Origin of the sequence: [Clostridium] scindens (assembly GCF_019597925.1) — a bacterium.
Lineage (GTDB): Bacteria > Bacillota > Clostridia > Lachnospirales > Lachnospiraceae > Clostridium_AP.
Map to the genome: position 1 here is coordinate 1,354,714 of NZ_CP080442.1, position 19,405 is coordinate 1,374,118.

Annotated in this window: 17 protein-coding genes; 16 read left to right on the forward strand and 1 reads right to left on the reverse strand. The window is 48.7% G+C overall.

Going from position 1 to position 19,405, the window contains the following annotated elements:
- The first annotated feature begins 6 nt into the window (after nt 1–6).
- The 12 genes from fdrA (at nt 7) to K0036_RS06550 (ending at nt 14,970) form a co-directional block, all read left to right on the forward strand.
- Nucleotides 7–3,015 (forward strand): DUF1116 domain-containing protein, encoded by a 3,009-nt coding sequence (gene fdrA / locus K0036_RS06495; RefSeq protein ID WP_220430992.1) that lies wholly within the window; start codon nt 7–9, stop codon nt 3,013–3,015.
- Nucleotides 3,016–3,033: 18 nt separating this feature from the next.
- Nucleotides 3,034–3,969, forward strand: a complete 936-nt coding sequence (gene arcC / locus K0036_RS06500; protein ID WP_025644246.1) for a carbamate kinase — start codon at nt 3,034–3,036, stop codon at nt 3,967–3,969.
- A 15-nt stretch (nt 3,970–3,984) separates the two neighbouring features.
- Entirely contained in the window at nt 3,985–5,595 is a 1,611-nt protein-coding gene (locus K0036_RS06505) for an L-lactate permease (protein WP_220430993.1), read from the forward strand.
- A 19-nt stretch (nt 5,596–5,614) separates the two neighbouring features.
- Nucleotides 5,615–5,821: a hypothetical protein gene (locus tag K0036_RS06510; protein WP_025644243.1), complete on the forward strand. Its 207-nt coding sequence runs from the start codon at nt 5,615–5,617 to the stop codon at nt 5,819–5,821.
- Between the two features lie 17 nt (nt 5,822–5,838).
- Nucleotides 5,839–7,080: a M20 family metallo-hydrolase gene (locus K0036_RS06515; RefSeq protein ID WP_025644239.1), complete on the forward strand. Its 1,242-nt coding sequence runs from the start codon at nt 5,839–5,841 to the stop codon at nt 7,078–7,080.
- A 95-nt stretch (nt 7,081–7,175) separates the two neighbouring features.
- Nucleotides 7,176–8,111 (forward strand): FadR/GntR family transcriptional regulator, encoded by a 936-nt coding sequence (locus K0036_RS06520; protein WP_252998586.1) that lies wholly within the window; start codon nt 7,176–7,178, stop codon nt 8,109–8,111.
- Nucleotides 8,112–8,202: 91 nt separating this feature from the next.
- Entirely contained in the window at nt 8,203–9,891 is a 1,689-nt protein-coding gene (locus tag K0036_RS06525; protein WP_173692979.1) for a PucR family transcriptional regulator, read from the forward strand.
- Nucleotides 9,892–10,082: 191 nt separating this feature from the next.
- Nucleotides 10,083–11,330: a Zn-dependent hydrolase gene (locus K0036_RS06530; RefSeq protein ID WP_025644234.1), complete on the forward strand. Its 1,248-nt coding sequence runs from the start codon at nt 10,083–10,085 to the stop codon at nt 11,328–11,330.
- A 47-nt stretch (nt 11,331–11,377) separates the two neighbouring features.
- Nucleotides 11,378–12,538 (forward strand): NAD(P)/FAD-dependent oxidoreductase, encoded by a 1,161-nt coding sequence (locus K0036_RS06535; protein ID WP_025644232.1) that lies wholly within the window; start codon nt 11,378–11,380, stop codon nt 12,536–12,538.
- Between the two features lie 25 nt (nt 12,539–12,563).
- Nucleotides 12,564–13,358: an electron transfer flavoprotein subunit beta/FixA family protein gene (locus K0036_RS06540; protein ID WP_025644230.1), complete on the forward strand. Its 795-nt coding sequence runs from the start codon at nt 12,564–12,566 to the stop codon at nt 13,356–13,358.
- Nucleotides 13,359–14,342 (forward strand): electron transfer flavoprotein subunit alpha/FixB family protein, encoded by a 984-nt coding sequence (locus K0036_RS06545; protein ID WP_220430995.1) that lies wholly within the window; start codon nt 13,359–13,361, stop codon nt 14,340–14,342.
- Nucleotides 14,343–14,448: 106 nt separating this feature from the next.
- Nucleotides 14,449–14,970, forward strand: coding sequence for a nitroreductase family protein (locus K0036_RS06550; RefSeq protein WP_025644226.1), 522 nt, complete (start codon nt 14,449–14,451; stop codon nt 14,968–14,970).
- 249 nt (nt 14,971–15,219) lie between these two features.
- On the opposite strand, the gene K0036_RS06555 is transcribed toward K0036_RS06550, so the two are convergent.
- Entirely contained in the window at nt 15,220–15,771 is a 552-nt protein-coding gene (locus K0036_RS06555) for a helix-turn-helix domain-containing protein (protein ID WP_220430996.1), read from the reverse strand.
- Between the two features lie 137 nt (nt 15,772–15,908).
- On the opposite strand from K0036_RS06555, the gene K0036_RS06560 reads away from it, so the two are divergent.
- The 4 genes from K0036_RS06560 (at nt 15,909) to K0036_RS06575 (ending at nt 19,405) form a co-directional block, all read left to right on the forward strand.
- Complete coding sequence (locus K0036_RS06560) at nt 15,909–16,490, forward strand: LysE family transporter (RefSeq protein WP_220430997.1); 582 nt, start codon at nt 15,909–15,911, stop codon at nt 16,488–16,490.
- A gap of 225 nt (nt 16,491–16,715) precedes the next feature.
- Entirely contained in the window at nt 16,716–17,198 is a 483-nt protein-coding gene (locus K0036_RS06565; RefSeq protein WP_025644220.1) for a pyridoxamine 5'-phosphate oxidase family protein, read from the forward strand.
- The gene (locus tag K0036_RS06570; RefSeq protein WP_220430998.1) at nt 17,164–17,949 is read left to right on the forward strand and encodes a hypothetical protein; all 786 of its coding nucleotides are present in this window, start codon (nt 17,164–17,166) and stop codon (nt 17,947–17,949) included. The genes K0036_RS06565 and K0036_RS06570 overlap by 35 nt, the downstream gene beginning before the upstream one ends.
- 145 nt (nt 17,950–18,094) lie before the next feature.
- On the forward strand, nt 18,095–19,405 hold the full coding sequence (locus K0036_RS06575) for a phenylacetate--CoA ligase family protein (protein ID WP_025644215.1): 1,311 nt from the start codon (nt 18,095–18,097) through the stop codon (nt 19,403–19,405).

Sequence of the window (19,405 nt, forward strand, 5' to 3'; positions counted from 1 at the left end):
GAACGTATGTTAAAGACGATTGTGAAAAAAGGAAGCTATCATGACTCTGTCGTCCTCATGCTTTTGACGAATCAGATTTCCACGATTGAAGGCGTGAAGAAGGTTTCAATCATGATGGCTACCCCTGCCAATAAAGATATATACAGACAGAGCGGATTAAGCACCGAGGAACTTGAAGGCGCGTCTGCCAACGACATGGTCGTTGTGGCAGATGTGGATGACGAGGGCATTCTGGATGTGATCATGCAGGAAGTGGAAGAATTCTTCAAGAAGCAGTCCACATCCGAATCTGAAAAGAAGGGCGCGGAATCCGTAAAGTCTTGGGATAAGGCGCTTAAAAAACTGCCGGATGCGAATCTTGCAGTCATCTCTATCCCGGGCGCGTATGCGGCGTTAGAAGCAGACCGCGCGCTGGACGAGGGCATGAATGTATTCATGTTCAGCGACAATGTAACTTTGGAAGACGAGATCAAGATCAAGCAGAAAGCGCATGAAAAGGGACTGGCAGTCATGGGACCAGACTGCGGAACTGGAATTATCCAGGGAGTGCCGATCGCATTTACCAATAACGTGACTCCCGGCTCCATTGGAATTATCGGGGCATCGGGAACCGGAATCCAGGAATTGACCACCATCATTGACCGTCTTGGGGAAGGCGTTAAGAATGCCATCGGAACCGGCGGACGCGACCTGTCTACAGAGGTAGGCGGAATCACGATGATGGATATGATCGAGGCCATGGAAAGCGATGACAGCGTGAAAGTGCTGATTATCATATCCAAGCCGCCGGCAAAAGAGGTAAGAGACAGAATCTCCGACCGCTTAAGCAACTTTAAGAAGCCGGTAGTCACCCTGTTCTTAGGTGAGAAGCCAGAATACCATGAGGAGAACTTCTACCATGCCTATACGCTGGATGAGGCAGCGCGCCTTGCAGTAGGACTGGTAAGAGGCGAGGAGATCAAAGAAGGAACTGTAGATGTAGACGCATCTAAGTTTTTCGGGGCAGAGGAAAAGAAGACGATCAAGGCATACTACTCCGGCGGAACGCTGGCAGGAGAAGCGGCGATGCTGATTAAAGACGCCCTGAATCTGAAGGTGCCTCCGCAGAAGGCAGAAGGATTCATGCTCAAGACGGATGGCCATATCGTGGTTGACCTTGGAGACGACGTATATACGCAGGGAAAGCCGCACCCAATGATCGATCCTGCAAAACGTATTGAATGCATGCAGGATGCCATCGACGATGAATCTACAGGCGTGATCCTATTGGATATCATGCTGGGCTATGGCTCCCACGCAGATATGGCAGGAGCGCTGCTTCCTTCCATCATCGAACTGAGAGACAAGGCACAGGCAGAAGGAAGAAAGTTATTCTTCGTCGCTACCGTATGCGGTACGAGAAGAGATTTCCAGAACTATGACGAGGCGGTTGGCAAGCTGAAAGAAGCAGGCGTCATCGTCTGCGAGAATAATAAATTGGCAGTCCACACGGCAATCCGCGCCATCGGCCTTGATTTTGAAGAGCCGGCAAAGGACATCCGTCCAAAGACGGTTGCAAAAATTGAGAAGACAGAAGCGTCTGAGAAGCTGATCGCGCTTCTTTCCGAGAAGCCAAAGGTGATCAACATCGGCCTTAAGAGCTTTGCGGAAGTAGTCGAGTCCTTCGGATGCGAGGTCGTACAGTATGACTGGATGCCTCCGGCAGGCGGAAACGTGGAACTGATCAAGACATTGAATTTCCTTAGAAATTATGAAGGATTCGATATTGACGAGGCGAACCGTTCCGTAATCGCCAAGGTTGTGGCAAGCCAGCCGGTTATCAAGGATGTGGTTCCGGCAAAATCCGTAATTAAGGAACTGAACGAAGGGAAAGTGATCCTTCATGCAGGTCCTCCGATCCAGTATGCGAATATGCCGGATCCGGTACAGGGCTCCTGCGTGGGCGCGGCGCTGTTCGAGGGCTGGGCTTCTACGGAAGAAGAGGCAAGAAAGATTCTTGCATCAGGAGAAGTGACGTTTATCCCATGCCATCATGTGAAGGCCGTTGGGCCGATGGGCGGAATTACATCCGCCAATATGCCGGTATTCGTAGTAGAAAATACGACGGATGGAAATGAAGCATACTGCACCATGAACGAAGGCATCGGCAAGGTGCTAAGATTCGGCGCTTACTCCAAAGAAGTCGTAGACCGGCTTCTGTGGATGAAGAACGTATTAGGCCCGACGCTTGGAAAGGCAATCCGCACGCTTGGCGGCCTGAATGTAAATCCACTCGTTGCAAAGGCTATTGCCATGGGCGACGAGTTCCATCAGAGGAATATTGCGGCTTCCCTGGCATTCTTAAAAGAGGTAAGCCCAGTGATCACCAAGATGGAGATGGACGATAAAGATAGATATGACGTGATCAAGTTCCTGGCTGATACAGACCAGTTCTTCCTGAATATCATGATGGCTACCGGCAAGGCAGTCATGGACGGCGCAAGACAGATCACCGACGGAACCGTCGTGACCGCGATGTGCAGGAACGGCGTGGAATTCGGCATCCGCATCAGCGGAATGGGAGACGAGTGGTTCACTGCCCCAGTAAATACGCCGCAGGGCCTGTACTTTACCGGATATGACGGGGAAGACGCCTGCCCGGATATGGGAGACAGCGCGATCACGGAAACGCTTGGAGTCGGCGGAATGGCTATGATTGCAGCGCCTGCAGTAACGAGATTCGTAGGCGCCGGCGGATATGAAGATGCCCTTCGTACCAGCACGGAGATGACAGAGATTACAATCGACAGGAATCCAAACTTCATTATCCCGAACTGGAACTTCCAGGGAACCTGCCTTGGAATCGATGCCAGGCTGGTAGTGGAAAAAGGAATCACGCCGGTGATCAATACAGGAATCGCGCATAAGATTGCAGGATATGGACAGATTGGAGCCGGAACGGTACATCCGCCGATCGAGTGCTTCGAGAAAGCCATTGTGGCATATGCGAAGAAACTAGGATTTTCATTCGAATAAGCCCGGGAGGACAGTGCTATGGAAAAGAAAAGAGTCGTAATCGCGCTGGGCGGCAATGCCCTCGGCAAGGATATCGAGGAGCAGAAGGAGGCAGTCGCCAAGACGGCGAAAGTCATCGTAGATCTGGTGCAGCAGGGAATGGAACTTGTCATCACACATGGAAATGGCCCGCAGGTGGGGATGATCCAGAGCGCGATGGACCAGCTCTCCTGCGACTACAAGCATTACAAGCAGACGCCGCTGCCGACCTGCGTGGCTATGAGCCAGGGCTATATCGGCATCGACCTTCAAAATGCGATCAAGTATGAACTATATAGCCGCGGCATGGACGTCAAGGTATCTACAATCCTGTCCCAGGTAGAAGTGGATCAGGAAGATGAAGCGTTTAAGAATCCGACGAAGCCGATCGGCAGATTTCTGACCGAAGAAGAGGCCAGAAAGAACGAGGAAAATGGAATTCCATGCATGGAAGATGCAGGAAGAGGCTACCGCATCGTGGTGGCCTCCCCGATGCCAAAGAAGATCCGCGAGCTTAAGACCATCGAGACGCTGGTGAACGCGGGGCATATCGTAATCACCTGCGGCGGCGGAGGCATCCCGGTAGTCAATGACAACGGGAAACTCTCAGGAGTCAATGCGGTTATTGACAAGGATAACGCAAGCAGCCTGCTGGCGGCGGAACTGGGAGCAGATTATCTGATCATCCTGACGGCAGTAGAAAAGGTGGCGATCAATTTTGGGAAAGAAAATCAGGAATGGTTAAGCGACCTTACGGTAGAACAGGCCAGGGAGTATATTGCCCAGGAGCAGTTTGCCAAAGGATCCATGCTTCCGAAGATCGAAGCAGCCATCCGATTTGCCGAATCAAAAGAAGGCCGCCATACTCTGATTACGTTGCTTGACAAGGCCGCAGAGGGTATCGCGGGAAAGACGGGAACGGTAATACATAAGTAATTTAGGAGATAAAATATGAACGTACCAACAAATCTGTTTATGTGGATAATGGCGTGCCTGCCAATTATTGTCCTGCTCGTATTAATGATCAAGTTTCAGTGGGGAGTTACGGAAGCAGCTCCCGCGGGGCTTGTCATCACAATCGTCACAGGCATTGTGTTTTATAAGGCGGATATCCGGCTGCTGGCTGCGGAGAGCGCGAAAGGAATCTGGAACGCGCTGATCATCGTATTGATCGTATGGACTGCGATCCTCATGTACCAGGTGGCCGACGAGGCCAAGGCATTTCTCGTGATCCGAAACGGAATGCGCAAGCTCCTGCCCAATGAATTGCTGGTCGTTCTGGCGCTGGGATGGATTCTGGAGAGTTTTCTCCAGGGAATCACTGGATTTGGCGTGCCGGTAGCGGTAGGGGCGCCGCTTCTCATCGGGATTGGCGTCCTGCCAGTATGGGCGGTCATTATCCCGCTGCTCGGCCAATCCTGGGGCAATACCTTTGGGACGCTGGCGGCAGCCTGGGATGCGCTTTCCATGACGGCCGCTCTTGAGCCTGGGACGCCGGACTATCTGGCTGCGGCCTTCTGGGCAGGCCTGTTCATCTGGCTGTGGAATATCGTCATTGGTCTGGCAATCTGCTGGTTCTATGGGAAAGGAAAAGCAGTAAAGAAAGGCCTTCCGGCCGTGCTGATCATTTCCTTGATCCAAGGAGGAGGAGAACTGCTGCTAACCCAGGTAAATACGACGATCGCCTGCTTTATTCCGGCATGCATCTCATTAATAGCCCTGTTCTTTATCGGGAAGCTTAAGATCTACAGGGAAGAATGGAGCCTTGAGGATAGCCGGATCATGAACCGGACATTCACGGCTGAGGCAGCAGAAGAAGTTCCGGCAGACATGTCGCTTCTGCAAGCCTTCGTGCCTTACATTCTTTTGACGGCCATCACGATGGCCGTGCTAGTAGTGACGCCTGTGAATACATTCCTTAAGCAGGTCACCATCGGCTTCTCCTTCCCGGAGACCCAGACAGGCCATGGATTCGTAAACCAGGCAGAGGCATGCTACTCGCCGCTTGCGCCATTTACCCATGCCAGCATGTTTCTATTCCTTTCTGCGATTGCCGGGCTTTTGTACTTCCGGAAGCATGGATGGATCAAGCAGGGCGGGGCAAAAAGGATATTCGCAAAATCAGTTGCAATGGCTATTCCATCCGGAATTGCTGTTACAGGCTTGATCATCATGTCAAAGATTATGGGAGGAACCGGGCAGACTGCCGTTCTGGCAGATGGAATTGCGAGGATTCTTGGCAAAGCATATGTGATCCTTGCTCCGGTAGTGGGAATGATTGGATCATTTATGACAGGAAGCAATATGTCCTCCAACATTCTCTTCGGGGAATTCCAGGTGACGACAGCCGGGCTTCTTCATCTTGACAAAGCGGCATTCCTGGGGGCGCAGACAGTGGGAGGCTCCATCGGAAGCTCGATCAGCCCCAGCAATATCATCCTTGGGACTACTACGGCAGGCATTCTGGGCAGCGAAGGACAGGTCCTGAAGAAGAATATACCAATTACGCTGACGGTTACTCTGATCATAGGAATTATCGTGTTCCTGTCAGTCGTTCTATAAATGCAGGAGCAAAGTCAATATGGAAAAGAAAAGTTTTTTTAAAACCAAACAAGGCGGACTGACTATCGCATTCATCGTTATCATCCTAGCATTCATCCTGATACTGTGGGGATTAAGGATGCGGCAGGATGCAGCGTGCATGGCGGGCTTTATCTTAATGGTGGCTGCAATGCTGTACGCTCCGGTGAAGGTATTTGTAATAGACCGTAATAAGAAAAAGAGTTGAAAAGAAAGGGTATGCATATGGGTATTGAGGAGATCACAGGCAGAATCGCGAGAGATTTGGAGCACTTAAAGCAATATACGGCTACGCCGGGAAATGGCTGCACAAGACTTCCGTTTACGGAGGAGGCCAGGCATGCTGTGGAATATTTAAAGGAACTTATGGTGGAAAGCGGGCTCGAAGTAACCATCGATGCCGCTGGCAACGTAATCGGCGTCCTGAAAGGCGAAGATGAGGACGCGCCTTGCGTTATGATGGGTTCTCACTATGATTCTGTCTATAATGGAGGAGATTATGACGGAATTGCCGGAGTTATCTGCGCCATCGAAGTGGCAAGGCTTTTAAAAGAAGAAGGAATCAAGCCAAAACGCAGTTTTGTAGCGGTAGGATTCTGTGATGAAGAAGGCACAAGATTCGGAACGGGTTATTTCGGATCAGGGGCAATGCTTGGAAATCGTGATGTGGAGTATACCAAGAAGTTCTGCGACAAAGATGGCATCTCTATCTACGAGGCGATGAAGGAATATGGCCTTGAGCCTGAGAAAGTCAGCGAGGCGGCATGGGAAAATGGAAAGATCGGAGCGTTTCTGGAAGCGCATATCGAACAGGGGCCGGTTCTGGATGCAGAGAATATCGAAATCGGGCTGGTAGACTGTATCGTAGGAATCCAGAGATATATGGTGACGGTGAATGGCCGCGCGGACCATGCGGGGACGACGCCAATGGATATGCGTATGGACGCCGTGGATGCCGCTACAAAGGTTATATCAAAGATTGCGGACTGGGCAAGAGAAAAGGCCGATGGAACCGTAGCGACAGTCGGGTATATCAATACGGTGCCCGGAGGCATGAACATCGTTGCGGAGAAGGTAGAGTTTACTGTTGATATCCGTTCCAGAAATAATGATAATATCAATGATATTGCATCCCGTATCAGAAAAGCGCTGGAAAGGGAAGTAAAGGAATTTGGCGGCACCTTCGAGATCGAGAACAAACTTACGATCACGCCGGTGGAACTTTCCGAAGACATGCTGGACATTATGGAAGAGGAGTGCAAGGAGCGCGGATATACCTATAAGAGAATGTTAAGCGGCGCCGGCCATGATGCGCTGGAAATCGGCCAGGTACTGCCGACGGTGATGCTGTTCGTGCCAAGCAAAGAAGGCAGAAGCCACTGTCCTGTAGAATTCACGAAATACAGTGATTTTGCAAAGGCGGCAGTCATTATGCAGAAACTGGCAAAAGAACTTCTTGACAAATAAGGCTTCGGATTGGAGCGATGAGCCCTATGACCGACCAGATGTTAAATTCAAAGTATAAAACTGAAAATCTTCGTTTCCTGAGGACCCATCTTGGAATGACCCAGAAAGAATTCATAGAACGGTTCCTGATCAGGGAAGATGGAACGCCTGCCATGAGCGTCGCCACTTTCTCTAATCTGGAATCGAAGGGCGGGATCCGGCTTGCCGAGGTCTTGCTGAAGGCTTCAGAGGCCTTGCAGATAGATTCCATGCTATTTTCCATGGACCCGGATACCTTTGCCCGGAAAATCAGCATCCTTCTTTCTGACAGCGCAGATACAGAAACCATTGGCAGAAGCGTGGCCAGGTCAGGAAAGATTGACCAGCTTCTCTATAAGCTTACGATGTATTTTGCAGAGAAACTGATGGATAAAGAACTGAAAAAGGGCGATAAGATAGAGTCAGACAGAGAATTGGCCAAAAAGATGAATGTGGGACGCTCTGCGATAAGGGAAGCGCTGAAAGTACTGGACGTACTTGGCATGCTGGACATCCGTCCGGGGCAGGGAACCTATATCAGCAGCGAAGAAGCAAATTTTTTCATTATCCCCTTATCCTGGTCCTTATTCCTCAATGGAAGCCAGTTGAAGGATATCCTGGAAGTGAGGAATCTTCTGGAAGTGAAGGCAGCGCAGCTGGCGGCAGAACATGCGGATGATGCTGGAAGGAGAAGGCTTTCCCTCCTGGCAGAAAAGATAAGCAAAGCCTATGAGGAGCAGGAAGAGAAAGAGTTTCTGGATTATGAGATGGAATTTCATAGATGCGTTGCACAATGTTCCGGGAATCAAGTCATCTATAGCATGCTTGAGACCATCAGCAATCTTATGCGGCGTCTGAGCGCCACTGGGATGACGGGCGTGCATCAGCAGGAGGAAATCTACCAGGAAAATCAAAGAATCTATAGCCTGATTCTTGCCGGCGATAAGGAAGGATCGGCTGAGGCTATGCGAGAGCATATGAAACGGTCAACACAAAGATATCATTACATATAATCAGGAAAAAGCCGCAGGCGCGATAATTTTGTTATGCGTCCGCGGCTTTTTATGCTATACTATATCATATGAAACTGTACACAAATCGTTGATGGCGGTGAGGAGAAAGATGGGATTTAGCGTAAATGACCTGCTTTTGGCAGAAGAGTTAAAAGATGCGAAGATACTTGGCGGAAAAGAAGGACTGGACAGACAGATCAAGGGCGTGACGATTATCGAAGCTCCGGATATCGTCAAATTTATTAATGGAGGAGAAGTCCTCCTTACGGGCCTGTATGCATTCCGGTCCTGCTCGGTGGAGGAATTCCAGAAGTATATTAACGAATTGACGAAGAAGAGCGTCAGTGCTCTGATCATGAAAAGAGGCAGGAAAGTAGAAAACGCCGATATCAAGATAGAGCTACTGCTGGAATTTGCGAATACGCATGGGATTCCGGTTCTGGAAGTGCCATTCGAGATCTCCTTTCGTGACATCATGAGCCGCATCATGGAACGCCTTTTTAATGAAGAAGTGACGAGGCTAAAGTATTTTAAGACGACCCATGATAACTTTGCGGCGTTGGCGCTGTCTCCAGACTCCGGCAACAGAGGGGCAGATAACATCCTGGATGTGCTTGCCAAGCTGATACATAACCCGGTTGCGGTATTTAACCAGAACTTATCCTGCCTGGCAGCTACGGAGGATGCAGCGAGAGTACTTACGATCAGCGAGGATGCCCGGACGTTCGAGCCTGGCATCTATTCCAGCTATACCTACCTCAGGCAGGAAGGAGAAGAGCCCCAGTGCCTGATACAGGTAAAGATGAGTTTTCGGGAAAAAATATACCTTGTGGTGACGGAACGGAACCAGGCGTTGGATGTCATGGACTTTATCGCGGCCGAGAGCGCCATCACTGCACTTCGCTTTGAGTTTTCCAGACAGTATGCGGTGACGGAATTGGAGAAAAAGTTCCAGAATGATATCATGCACAACATATTGAATGGAAAGATACACTCGATCGGAGAACTTCAGAAGAATACGACCCTGCTTGGAGTGGACATCAATGGAAGTTACCGGGTGATCGTATTCGGCATGGCCAATGAGAGCATGACAAAAGGAGATTTTAAGGCAAAGGTTAAGGATACGAACGTTTTAAGCCAGGCAATCGTCCACTATATCAAGGATGCAAAGATACAGAACGACCTGGATAAGATCGTCGTCATCCAGGCGGTGGATAAAGAGCAGACGCAGGAGGAATACCGCAGGGAGATCAAGAAGATCGTGGAGAGCGTGCAGGAAGATGTGTCCATGCATAACAAGCATCTGAAAGTGAAGGCAGGCGTAGGCAAGGTGGTGGATGGAATCATCCATCTGCCGGAGAGTTTCAAGGAAGCCAATGAAGCGTTTATGTTCGTAGATGTGGCCGGGGAACTTTCGGAGGAAGGAAGCCCCCAGGCAATGCTCTTTTCTGACCTGGGAATATTCAAGCTTCTGTGCCAGCTGGAGGATCCCTCCATGCTTCTGGAATATGTGCCGGAAGGCCTGCAGAAACTTTATAATTATAAGAAGCCCCAGAGAGATGACCTGATCGTCACGCTTAAGACCTACCTGGATCGGAACCAGAATCTTTCCAAGACGGCGCAGGAACTCTATGTACACTATAAGACGGCCGCATACCGGATTGAGAAGATCACGAAGATCACCGGAATCGACTTTGACAACGCCAATGAAGTGCTGGCAGTCAGAATCGGCCTGGTCGTCTATAAGATGATTGAGAATTATAATAAGGATTTTATATAGAACGTCATGAAAAAAGATAAGAAAGATAATTTATCCAGTCTGGATAAGCTATCTTTCTTTTTTTATCCTTTTGCTCCGATGCAATCTGTTAAAAAAATATCTATAATGTGCAATATAGATAAGAAGTTTAAATTCATAAAAAAGCAAGTGTACAAATTTGCCAAAGAAATAAGGCAAAATGGAGGGATTTTATGGAAATCAAGCTGGAAAGAATCCTTTCCCGTCTGGAGGAATTGTACCAATGCGGAGCAGCAGCGGATGGAACCTATACCAGGATGGCCTACTCGCCGGAAGATGTAAAAGGCCGGGAGACATTCATGGGATATTTTCGGAAACTGGGGCTTGAGCCAAGGATGGATGCGGCAGGAAACCTGATTGTCAGACTGGAAGGGGAAGACCCTAGCCTTCCGGCAATCATGACTGGCTCTCATCTGGACACGGTGCCGGACGGCGGGAAGTACGACGGAGTCGTAGGATGCGTGGCAGGCCTTGAGGTATGCGAGACGCTCCTTGAAAATGGAAGAAGGCTTAAGCATCCGCTGGAGGTGATCGTGTTCACCGACGAAGAAGGATTCCGGTTCGGAAGCGGCCTGCTGGGAAGCAGCGCGATCTGCGGAGAACAGCTGCATGTAAGCGGGACAGACCTGGATCTGAACGGACAGGCCCGAAGCGAGGTGATGAAAGCGTATGGAATAGACGTATCAGGCGTTTCTAAGGCGCAAAGGCCGAAGGATTCCATACACTGCTTTCTGGAACTGCATGTAGAGCAGGGCGCATCCCTTGATAAGAAAGGGATTCCGGTTGGGGTTGTATCATCCATAGCTGGCGTAAGCCGCTATGAGATCACCATCAAAGGCGAGGCAAACCACGCAGGAAGCACGGTGATGAATGACAGGAAGGATGCGCTGGTGGCAGCCGCAAGATTCATCGACAAGGTTCCTGAGATTGTGGAAGAGTATGGAAACCCATATACGGTGGCTACCGTGGGAACGATGAAGGTGGTTCCCAATTCGGTGAATGTTATTCCGGGAGAGTGCATCTTCAATCTGGAGATCCGGGATCAGGACGCAGGGATCATCGACCTGATCGAAGGCAAGTTAAAAGAACATCTTGATCAGGTATGCAAGGAGCGGGAGGAAGAATATCGGTTTGAGCGTTTTTCCTATCATGAGCCTGCACCGATGGCAGATTGGGTAAAAGAAGCGATCGAGGCATCCGTAAAGAATTTGGGAATCGAATATGCGATCATCCCAAGCGGAGCATTCCACGATTCACTGGTGATGACAAACGTATTCCCCACCGGCATGATCTTCGTGCCAAGCGTAGGCGGAATCAGCCACTCAAGATATGAATATACGGCAGATGAGGACATCCGGCAGGGCTGCCAGGTGCTCCTTGAGACGATTCTCAAAGTAGATAACATGAACCCATCATGTTAAAAAATAGTAAAACAAAGGCAAACCAAAAAAGAAAGGAAGGCAATGCTATGGAAAAGAAAAAAATTGGTATTATTGGCGGAGGAATTTCAGGAACATGTCTCGGATATCATCTGAGCCTTTATGATAATGCGGAGGTAGTCGTATTCGAGAAAGACACCATCGGCGGAGCATCCACTGCAAAATCAGCAGGAACCGTATGCCTCTTCGATGACTCATTAAGAAACAGATACTGGGATGTAAGATTATACGGATTCGAGTCTTATCTTAAGATGGAAGCAGAAGAAAAAGGATCCGCAGGCTTTGACAAGACCGGTACCCTGGTAGTGGCAACCGATGAAAAGGTAGAGGCTACCATCAAGACAGGAATCGCATTGGCTAAGGCGGCTGGCTATACAGGAGAATATATTACCGACAAGGACAGAATCAAAGAGATCCTTCCGGACATTTCCACAGAGAACATCCTGGGAGCAGGTTACACGCAGGATGATGGATATTTTGACGGAACCATGATCTCCAATACATATGCAAAGAAAATGCAGAAAAACGGCGGCGTTATCAAAACCGGCGTAAAAGTTACGGAAGTCAAGGTAGAGAATAACAAGATCAAAGGCCTTAAGACCAGCGAGGGAGAAGACTATGAATTTGACTATGTCGTTGACTGTACAGGACCTTGGAGCAAATTTACCGGAGAAATGGTAGGCATGGATGTACCGATCTGGCATACCAAGGCAGAAGCATTCTTCCTCTGCCCTCCAGGAAAGAAATTAGGATACACCTTCCCAGTACTGAAATATCCTGCATTCTATGCGTTAAGGGCAGGCGACAACATCTTTATCTGCAAGTCCCACCTTTCTATGGATCTGAACAATCCGATGCATGCAGGACAGTGGGATCCGGACAAACTTCCGGCAACAGGCGGAACAGACGACTACTTCATCGACTTCCTGCTTGACCAGCTGGAATGCAGAGTGCCTGGAATCGTAGACAGCGGACTGGTATCTTCATGGCTGTCCTACCGCGCGGAGCCAAAAGACTTCCTCCCAATCTTAGGAGAGACTCCAGTAGAAGGATATGTTCTTGCGACAGGATACGGCGGAAACGGAGTCATTGAAGCACCGGCAGCCAGCAGAGACCTTGCAAAATTCATTATGCGCGGAGAGAAGACTCCATTGTTAGAAGACTGGGCATTTGAACGTCTGTTAAAATAAACACGTGTAACAGAGAGGAGAAAATATGAATATAGCAGTTCTTATAAAACAGGTTCCTGTTTCCAATGACGTTTCTGTTGATCCGGAAACTCACGCTCTGGTGCGTGCAAGCTCGGAAGGAATGATCAATCCAGCGGACTTGAACGCCATCGAGGCGGCAATGGCCTTAAAAGAGCAGACAGAAGGAAAAGTCGTAGTATTTACGATGGGACCTCCGGATGCAGAGAAGGCTTTAAGAGATGCTATGGCAATGGGCTGTGATGAGAGTTGTCTCATCACAGACAGGTGCCTGGCAGGAGGAGATACCATTGCCACTGCAAAGGTACTTGCCAGAAGCATTGAGAAATATGGAAAATTTGACTTGATATTAAGCGGCGCCTTATCCGCGGATGGAGCCACCGGACAGGTGGGAGCCATGGTAGCGGAATATATGGGGATTCCTCACGTATCTGAGATACAGGGAATTACATACGATGAGAATATGGCGGACAGTATGATCGCCATCAAGAAGGCCCAGGGAATGGAATGGAAGATCAAGGCTTCCCTGCCGGCGCTAATGAGCGTATGCTTCGGATGTAACGAGCCGCGCCTGGCTACCCTTCGTACCAAGCGGGCAGCCAAGAGCAAGCCGATGGAGGTGTACACCAACGCGGAACTTCAGATGGATGCAAGCGAGATCGGGCTTGCAGGATCGCCGACGGTAGTCACCGACTCTTTTGCGCCGGAGAGTACCAGAAGAGCCGAGATGCTTACCGGAACTCCGGAAGAACTGGCACGCAAGCTGCATGAGTTAATCGAGATTGAGAAAGGAAAAGAATAAATGGCTAGTGGAATTTGTGTTTTCGCAGAAAATTATAATGGTAATATAGAATCTGTCGTGGCAGAACTGGTTCGCGCAGCACATTTCATTAAAGAGACAACCGGCGAGAAGATACAGGCTGTTGTCGTTGCCAAGGACTGTGATCATCTCATAAAACAATTGGAACAGCTTGGCATAGATGAAGTATATGCTGTCAAGGCAGACAGAGAATGTGCATTCCAGGATGACGCGCTAAGCCAGGTGATTGCTGAGATGATTCAAAGAATCGACCCGTCAAGCGTGCTGATTCCGGCAACCCCTACGGGGCGCTCCATCTTCTCAAGAGTTGCTGCACGCCTAGGCTGCGGGCTTACGGCGGACTGCACAGAGTTATTAGTAGATACACGGGAGGACAACACCTTTTATATCAAACAGAATAAACCTTCCTTCGGAGAAAATGTTTTCGTCACGATTGTGACAAAAGAAGGATTCTACCCCCAGATGATGACGGTAAGGCCGGGCGTATATATGCCGTATGAGGCCGCCGAAGATAGAAAGGCTAAAGTCAGATATTTTGACGATATTGTCCTTCCGGAATCTAAAATAGAGGTAATCGAGTCTGTTCCGGCATCCAATGAGACTGACAGCATCCTCTCGGCAGAAGTCGTGGTTGTAGGAGGCCGGGGAGCAGAAAGCGAGGAAAACTTCGCGCTGTTAAAGGCATTTGCCGATAAGCTTGGTGCGGCAATCGGGGGCACCAGGCCGCTGGCAGATACAGGATTCATTCCGTTCGAGCATCAGATCGGACAGACCGGATTCACCATCCGTCCGAAGATCTGCATCTCCCTTGGAGTATCCGGAGCCATACAGCATACAGAAGGAATCAAAGACACAAAATTATTTGTGGCGATCAACCTGGATGAAGGCGCTCCAATTTTCAATGTATCCGACTATGGCATCATTGGGGATATGAAAGAGGTGCTGGAATCCTACTTGAAATTGTAATCAACCCCCCAATCGATATAGCAGATAGAATCAGAAAAAGATATCTTGACACGGATATCTTTTTCTGATGTAACTATAAGTAGAAAGCAAGGAAAGGATGATATTTATGGATTTATTAGAAATTATGAGAAAGAGACGCAGCATCAGAAGTTATACGCAGGAGCAGATTCCGGAAGAGAGCCTGATGAAGATCCTTCAGGCAGGCCTTCTGTCCGAATCAGGGAAGGCAAAGCGCCCCTGGGAGTTCATTGTTGTCCGTGATAAGGAAACACTTGCATACCTGTCCGGCTGCAGGGCTGGCGGCGTGAAGATGCTTAAAGAGGCGCAGTGCGCCATCGTGGTGATCGGAGACGCGAAAGAGCAGGATGTCTGGGTAGAGGATTGCTCCGTGGCAATGGCCCACATGCATCTGATGGCATCCAGCCTGGAGATCGGCAGCTGCTGGATCCAGGGAAGGCTCAGAGAGTCCGATGAAAAGACGACGGAAGAATACGTCAGAGAAAAACTGGGATTCCCAGAGAATTATAAGTTAGAAGCCATCCTGTCCCTTGGCATGCCGGCAGTTAAAATGCCAGCCTATCAGCTGGAAGAACTTCCTATGGAGAAAGTGAAGTGGGAGAAGTTTTAGGGGGAATGGTTTTGGATGCGGACGGCATTATGAGGGGGCCGGGAGGATTTCCCTTCCGACTCCCTTCGCCGGGAAAGTATAAGCAGAAAGGCCCTGAAATGTAAGCAACCGGCATTTCAGGGCCTTTCTGCTAACACTTTCCAACGACTTGCTCGACAGAAAGGAAATCCTCCCGCCTCCTCATAATACCTGCTCGTACCCAAAAGCCTTAAGGGGATGTGTGCCAAGGCTGATCTTACAAGCGTCCCATCAGGGGTTAAAAAGAATCATGTGCAATATTGCGGTTTCATTACCAATATTTTTGTATGAATGAATGGTGTCGGCCCTGAATCGTATGCTTTCGCCTTTTTCAACTATAAAATTTTGCCCATCGGCAAGAATCTCGATCTTGCCTGTGAATATTGTAATAAATTCAGTGGTTCCCCTTAAATGCGGTTCGGATTCAAAATAACTTCCCTCCTCTAATTCCAGATAATAGACTGCAAATCTACGGTTCTCGTTATCCGGGAAAAGAGAGTAGTTTCTTACTTTTCCACCATCTTCAAGCAAAGGCTGAATTTCAGCCGTTTTCACAATCTCATAAGGACTTTTCGGACGAACGGTTAATGCGTCAAACGGCACTTTCAATCCATTTGAAATTTTCCATAGCGTGGAGATTGTCGGATTGCCGTCGCCGCGTTCGATTTGTGCCAGCATGCTTTTACTGACGCCACTCAATTTTACAAGCTCGTCCATGCTAAGTTTATTTTCTTCACGCAGCCGTTTAATATTTTTAGCGACTATCATACTCATTGAATCCAAATAAATCGCTCCTCCCTATTGACAATATAATGCACAAAATGTATTATTATATCGTACTAGTGCGGTATAGTAACCATTTTGTATCATTATATTATTTCGGCTTAGATTTGTAAAGAGGAAAGGAGTTCTATTTATTTATGTTTCATTTATATGATTTTTTAATTTATTGCTTTATTACGGCTTATACGCCGGGTGCAAACAATCTGCTTTCCATGAGCAATGCCATACGGCTGGGACTGCGTCGGAGCGTTCGCTTTAATCTCGGGATACTGGCCGGATTTGTAATCGTTATGTCTGTTTGTACCGCATTTAGCGCAACACTCTATTCGTTTCTTCCTAAAGTAAAGATTGTCATGCAGATATTAGGCGCCGCTTATATGCTTTATCTTGCATGGAAAGTCTGGAAAAGTTCTTCTGAATTAAGTACAGATGGCGGTAAGGAGGCCAGCTTTCTTTCAGGCATGGTACTGCAATTTGCCAATCCCAAAATTTATATTTACGCAATCACGGCAATGTCGCTTTATATCTTGCCGGTTTATCATTCAGGAGCAGCACTAACCGGGTTTACTGTCATACTATCTCTGATTGGCGCTTCAGGTTCTTTTGTTTGGGCGCTGTTTGGAGCGGCATTTTGTAAACTCTTTTCCAAACACACGAAACTGGTAAACGCTATCATGGCCCTTTTGCTTATTTACTGCGCGATTGCTCTATTCCTTTAATTGTCAGTCTGCATTAGAAACCTAATGATTCATTATCTGCCGCAGTCCCAGGAGCGTCGTAACAACCCCTCTCCCCCATCCTCCTGCGTCCTTCATCCACCAAAGAAAATACCAAAGAAGATGCCAAAAAACTAAATTGAGAAATGGACATGTGGACGGGAATGGATTAAAATAGATATTACTGGTGCAGTACTGCATCTAGAAGAGGAAGAGGAGGAGACGGGTATGCGAAGGAAAGACCGGGAAGTGACGGATATTGAAAAGATAAAGGAGATACTGGATGCCTGCAAGGTGAGCAGGATCGGGCTTATGGATCAGGGAAAGGTATATATCGTGCCGATGAACCATGGCTACAGCCTGGAGGATGGCCGGCTGGTATTGTATTACCATGGAGCCCGTGAAGGGAAGAAGCTGGAACTAGTGAAGGAGAATCCGCAGGTGGGATTCGAGATGGATTGCGGCCATGAACTGGTGGAGGGAAGGCTGGCCTGCCAGCACAGCTATCATTACGCCAGCATCATAGGAAATGGCGAGGCCAGAGTTATTACGGAACCGGAAGAGAAGCTGAAGGCGCTGGCGGTGATCATGAAGCATCAGACGGGAAAGGAGTTTCAAGAATTTGAGACGAATCCAAGACTTGAAAAGGCCGTATCAATCATAAAAGTAGAGGTGGGTGAATATACCTGTAAATGTTATGGCAAAGGATAGAAAAGGATTTTTTTATACGGCAAAAAAGATTATGAAACTAGCCCGGTCCGAAGAGTTTCAGAAGTTTCAGCAGGAGCAAAAGGCTTACGAAGAGACGTTTGAGGAACAGAACGAGTACCAGAGGGAGATGTTTCTGGCAAAAGAAGGCAGGCACTACAGGAATGATTGGAGCAGCTGGTGCTTTCTGTGCTGCCAGCTGACGATTCCGTTCTGGATTCTGGGGATTCTGGAATGCATCATGTTCCCGAAGCATGCCATGCTGGATGCGGCAGTGGCATGGACCATGTTTTTTCTTCCTATTGCAGTGGCATGCAGGCTGCTGAACCTGTTTATAGGCCAGGTTCTGGCCGTATTTGATGGGAAGGGTTTTTGGGCACTTTCTGAAGTAGAACAAGGTGTCTATAATATAGAGAATAGGGTAAAACTGGTCTATATTCCCTACCAGGATGTTGTGGGGATCGAGTATAAGGCCACGAGAACCAGGAATGCGGTTCGCAAGTCGGACTTTTCCAGTGTCATAGTCAGCTGCAGGCATGACGATAATGGGACTGGAACTAAGAGAGAAGCCGCATATTTGCTTCGGTGCGGCAGAACCACCAGCGCTGCAAGAAAGTTTGCCCGAGCCGTTGCAAAGCGGACGGAAGGAATTGCAGTGGTGAAGGATGGCATGGATCAGAAGGTTTTTGTTATTATCGCTTTGTTTTGTTATGCAATCGTGATTATGATTCTCGCTTTTTCTGATTTCCGTTAAGAAAAAAGCGGTTTTCGCAAATTAATGCTTTAACTTGCGAAAGCAATGTGCTATACTTAACAGGTAACAGGCGTAGTTTACATTTTGCGCCTGCTTTTCAATAGAGTAAGGGGAATGTTCCCTTTGGGATGAAGGAGGAAATAACATGATTTGGGCGAAGGAAGAAACCCTGCCAAGAGTTGAGATTGAGAGTATCCAGCTTAAGCGGCTGAAGGAGGCGGTACATTATATCTACGACAGAGTAGAGCCTTATCGCAGGAAAATGGATGAAGCAGGCATAAAACCCGATGATATCCAGAGTCTGGATGATTTAAAGAAGATGCCATTTACATATAAAGCAGACTTTAGAGACAATTATCCAATGGGATTATTTGCAGTAGATAAGAAGGAACTGGTGCGGTTCCACGCCAGTTCGGGGACAACCGGAAAGCCGACGGTGGTAGGATATACCAGGAAGGATCTGGATGTCTGGCTGAATAATGTAGCCAGAATCGCGTGCATGGGCGGAGCAACGCCGCATGACGTGGCGCAGATCGCATTCGGCTATGGAACCTTTACAGGGGCGCTGGGACTGCATGGCGGCTTGGAGAAACTGGGGGCATCCGTAATCCCAATGTCATCCGGCAATACCAAGAAGCAGATCATGTTCATGCAGGATATAGGCACGACGCTTCTGGTCGCAACCCCTTCCTATGCGCTGCATCTGGGAGAGGAGATACGGGCCAGGGGCCTGGACCCGTCAAAAGATCTGAAGGTGCATATTGGACTGTTCGGCGGTGAAGGCATGACGGAACCTATGCGGGACGAGATGCACAAGGTCTGGGGAGAACAGTTCCTCTGTACCCAGAATTATGGCATGAGCGAATTATGCGGCCCCGGAGTCGCAGGAGAATGCGAAGAATTATGCGGCATGCATATCAATGAAGACTGGTTTATCCCGGAAGTGATCAATCCCGAGACAGGCGAGGTACTTCCGCCGGGAGAGCGGGGAGAACTGGTCGTGACCTGTCTGGGAAAGGAAGCGATTCCTTTGATCCGCTACCGGACCGGAGATTTGACCCGCCTGTTCTATGAGCCTTGCAAATGCGGCAGGACGACCGCGCGTATGGAGAACCTCTCAGGCCGGGCGGACGACATGCTGGTGATCAGAGGCGTCAACGTATTCCCGACACAGATTGAAGAAGTGCTTCTGCAGATTCAGGAGATCGGGCCTCATTATGAGATTCTCGTGGAGCGGAAGAATCGCCTGGATGTCATGACGATCACAGTAGAACTGGTAGATGACAGACTGCTTGACAGTTATATGCAGTTAAGCGAGCTGGAGCAGAAGATTAAGAAGGGACTGAAAGCACAGCTTGGCCTTGCAACCCAGATTAAGCTGGTTGCGCCATATTCCCTGCAGAGATTTGAAGGGAAAGCAAAGAGAGTGACAGATTTACGAAAGGATGGATTATAA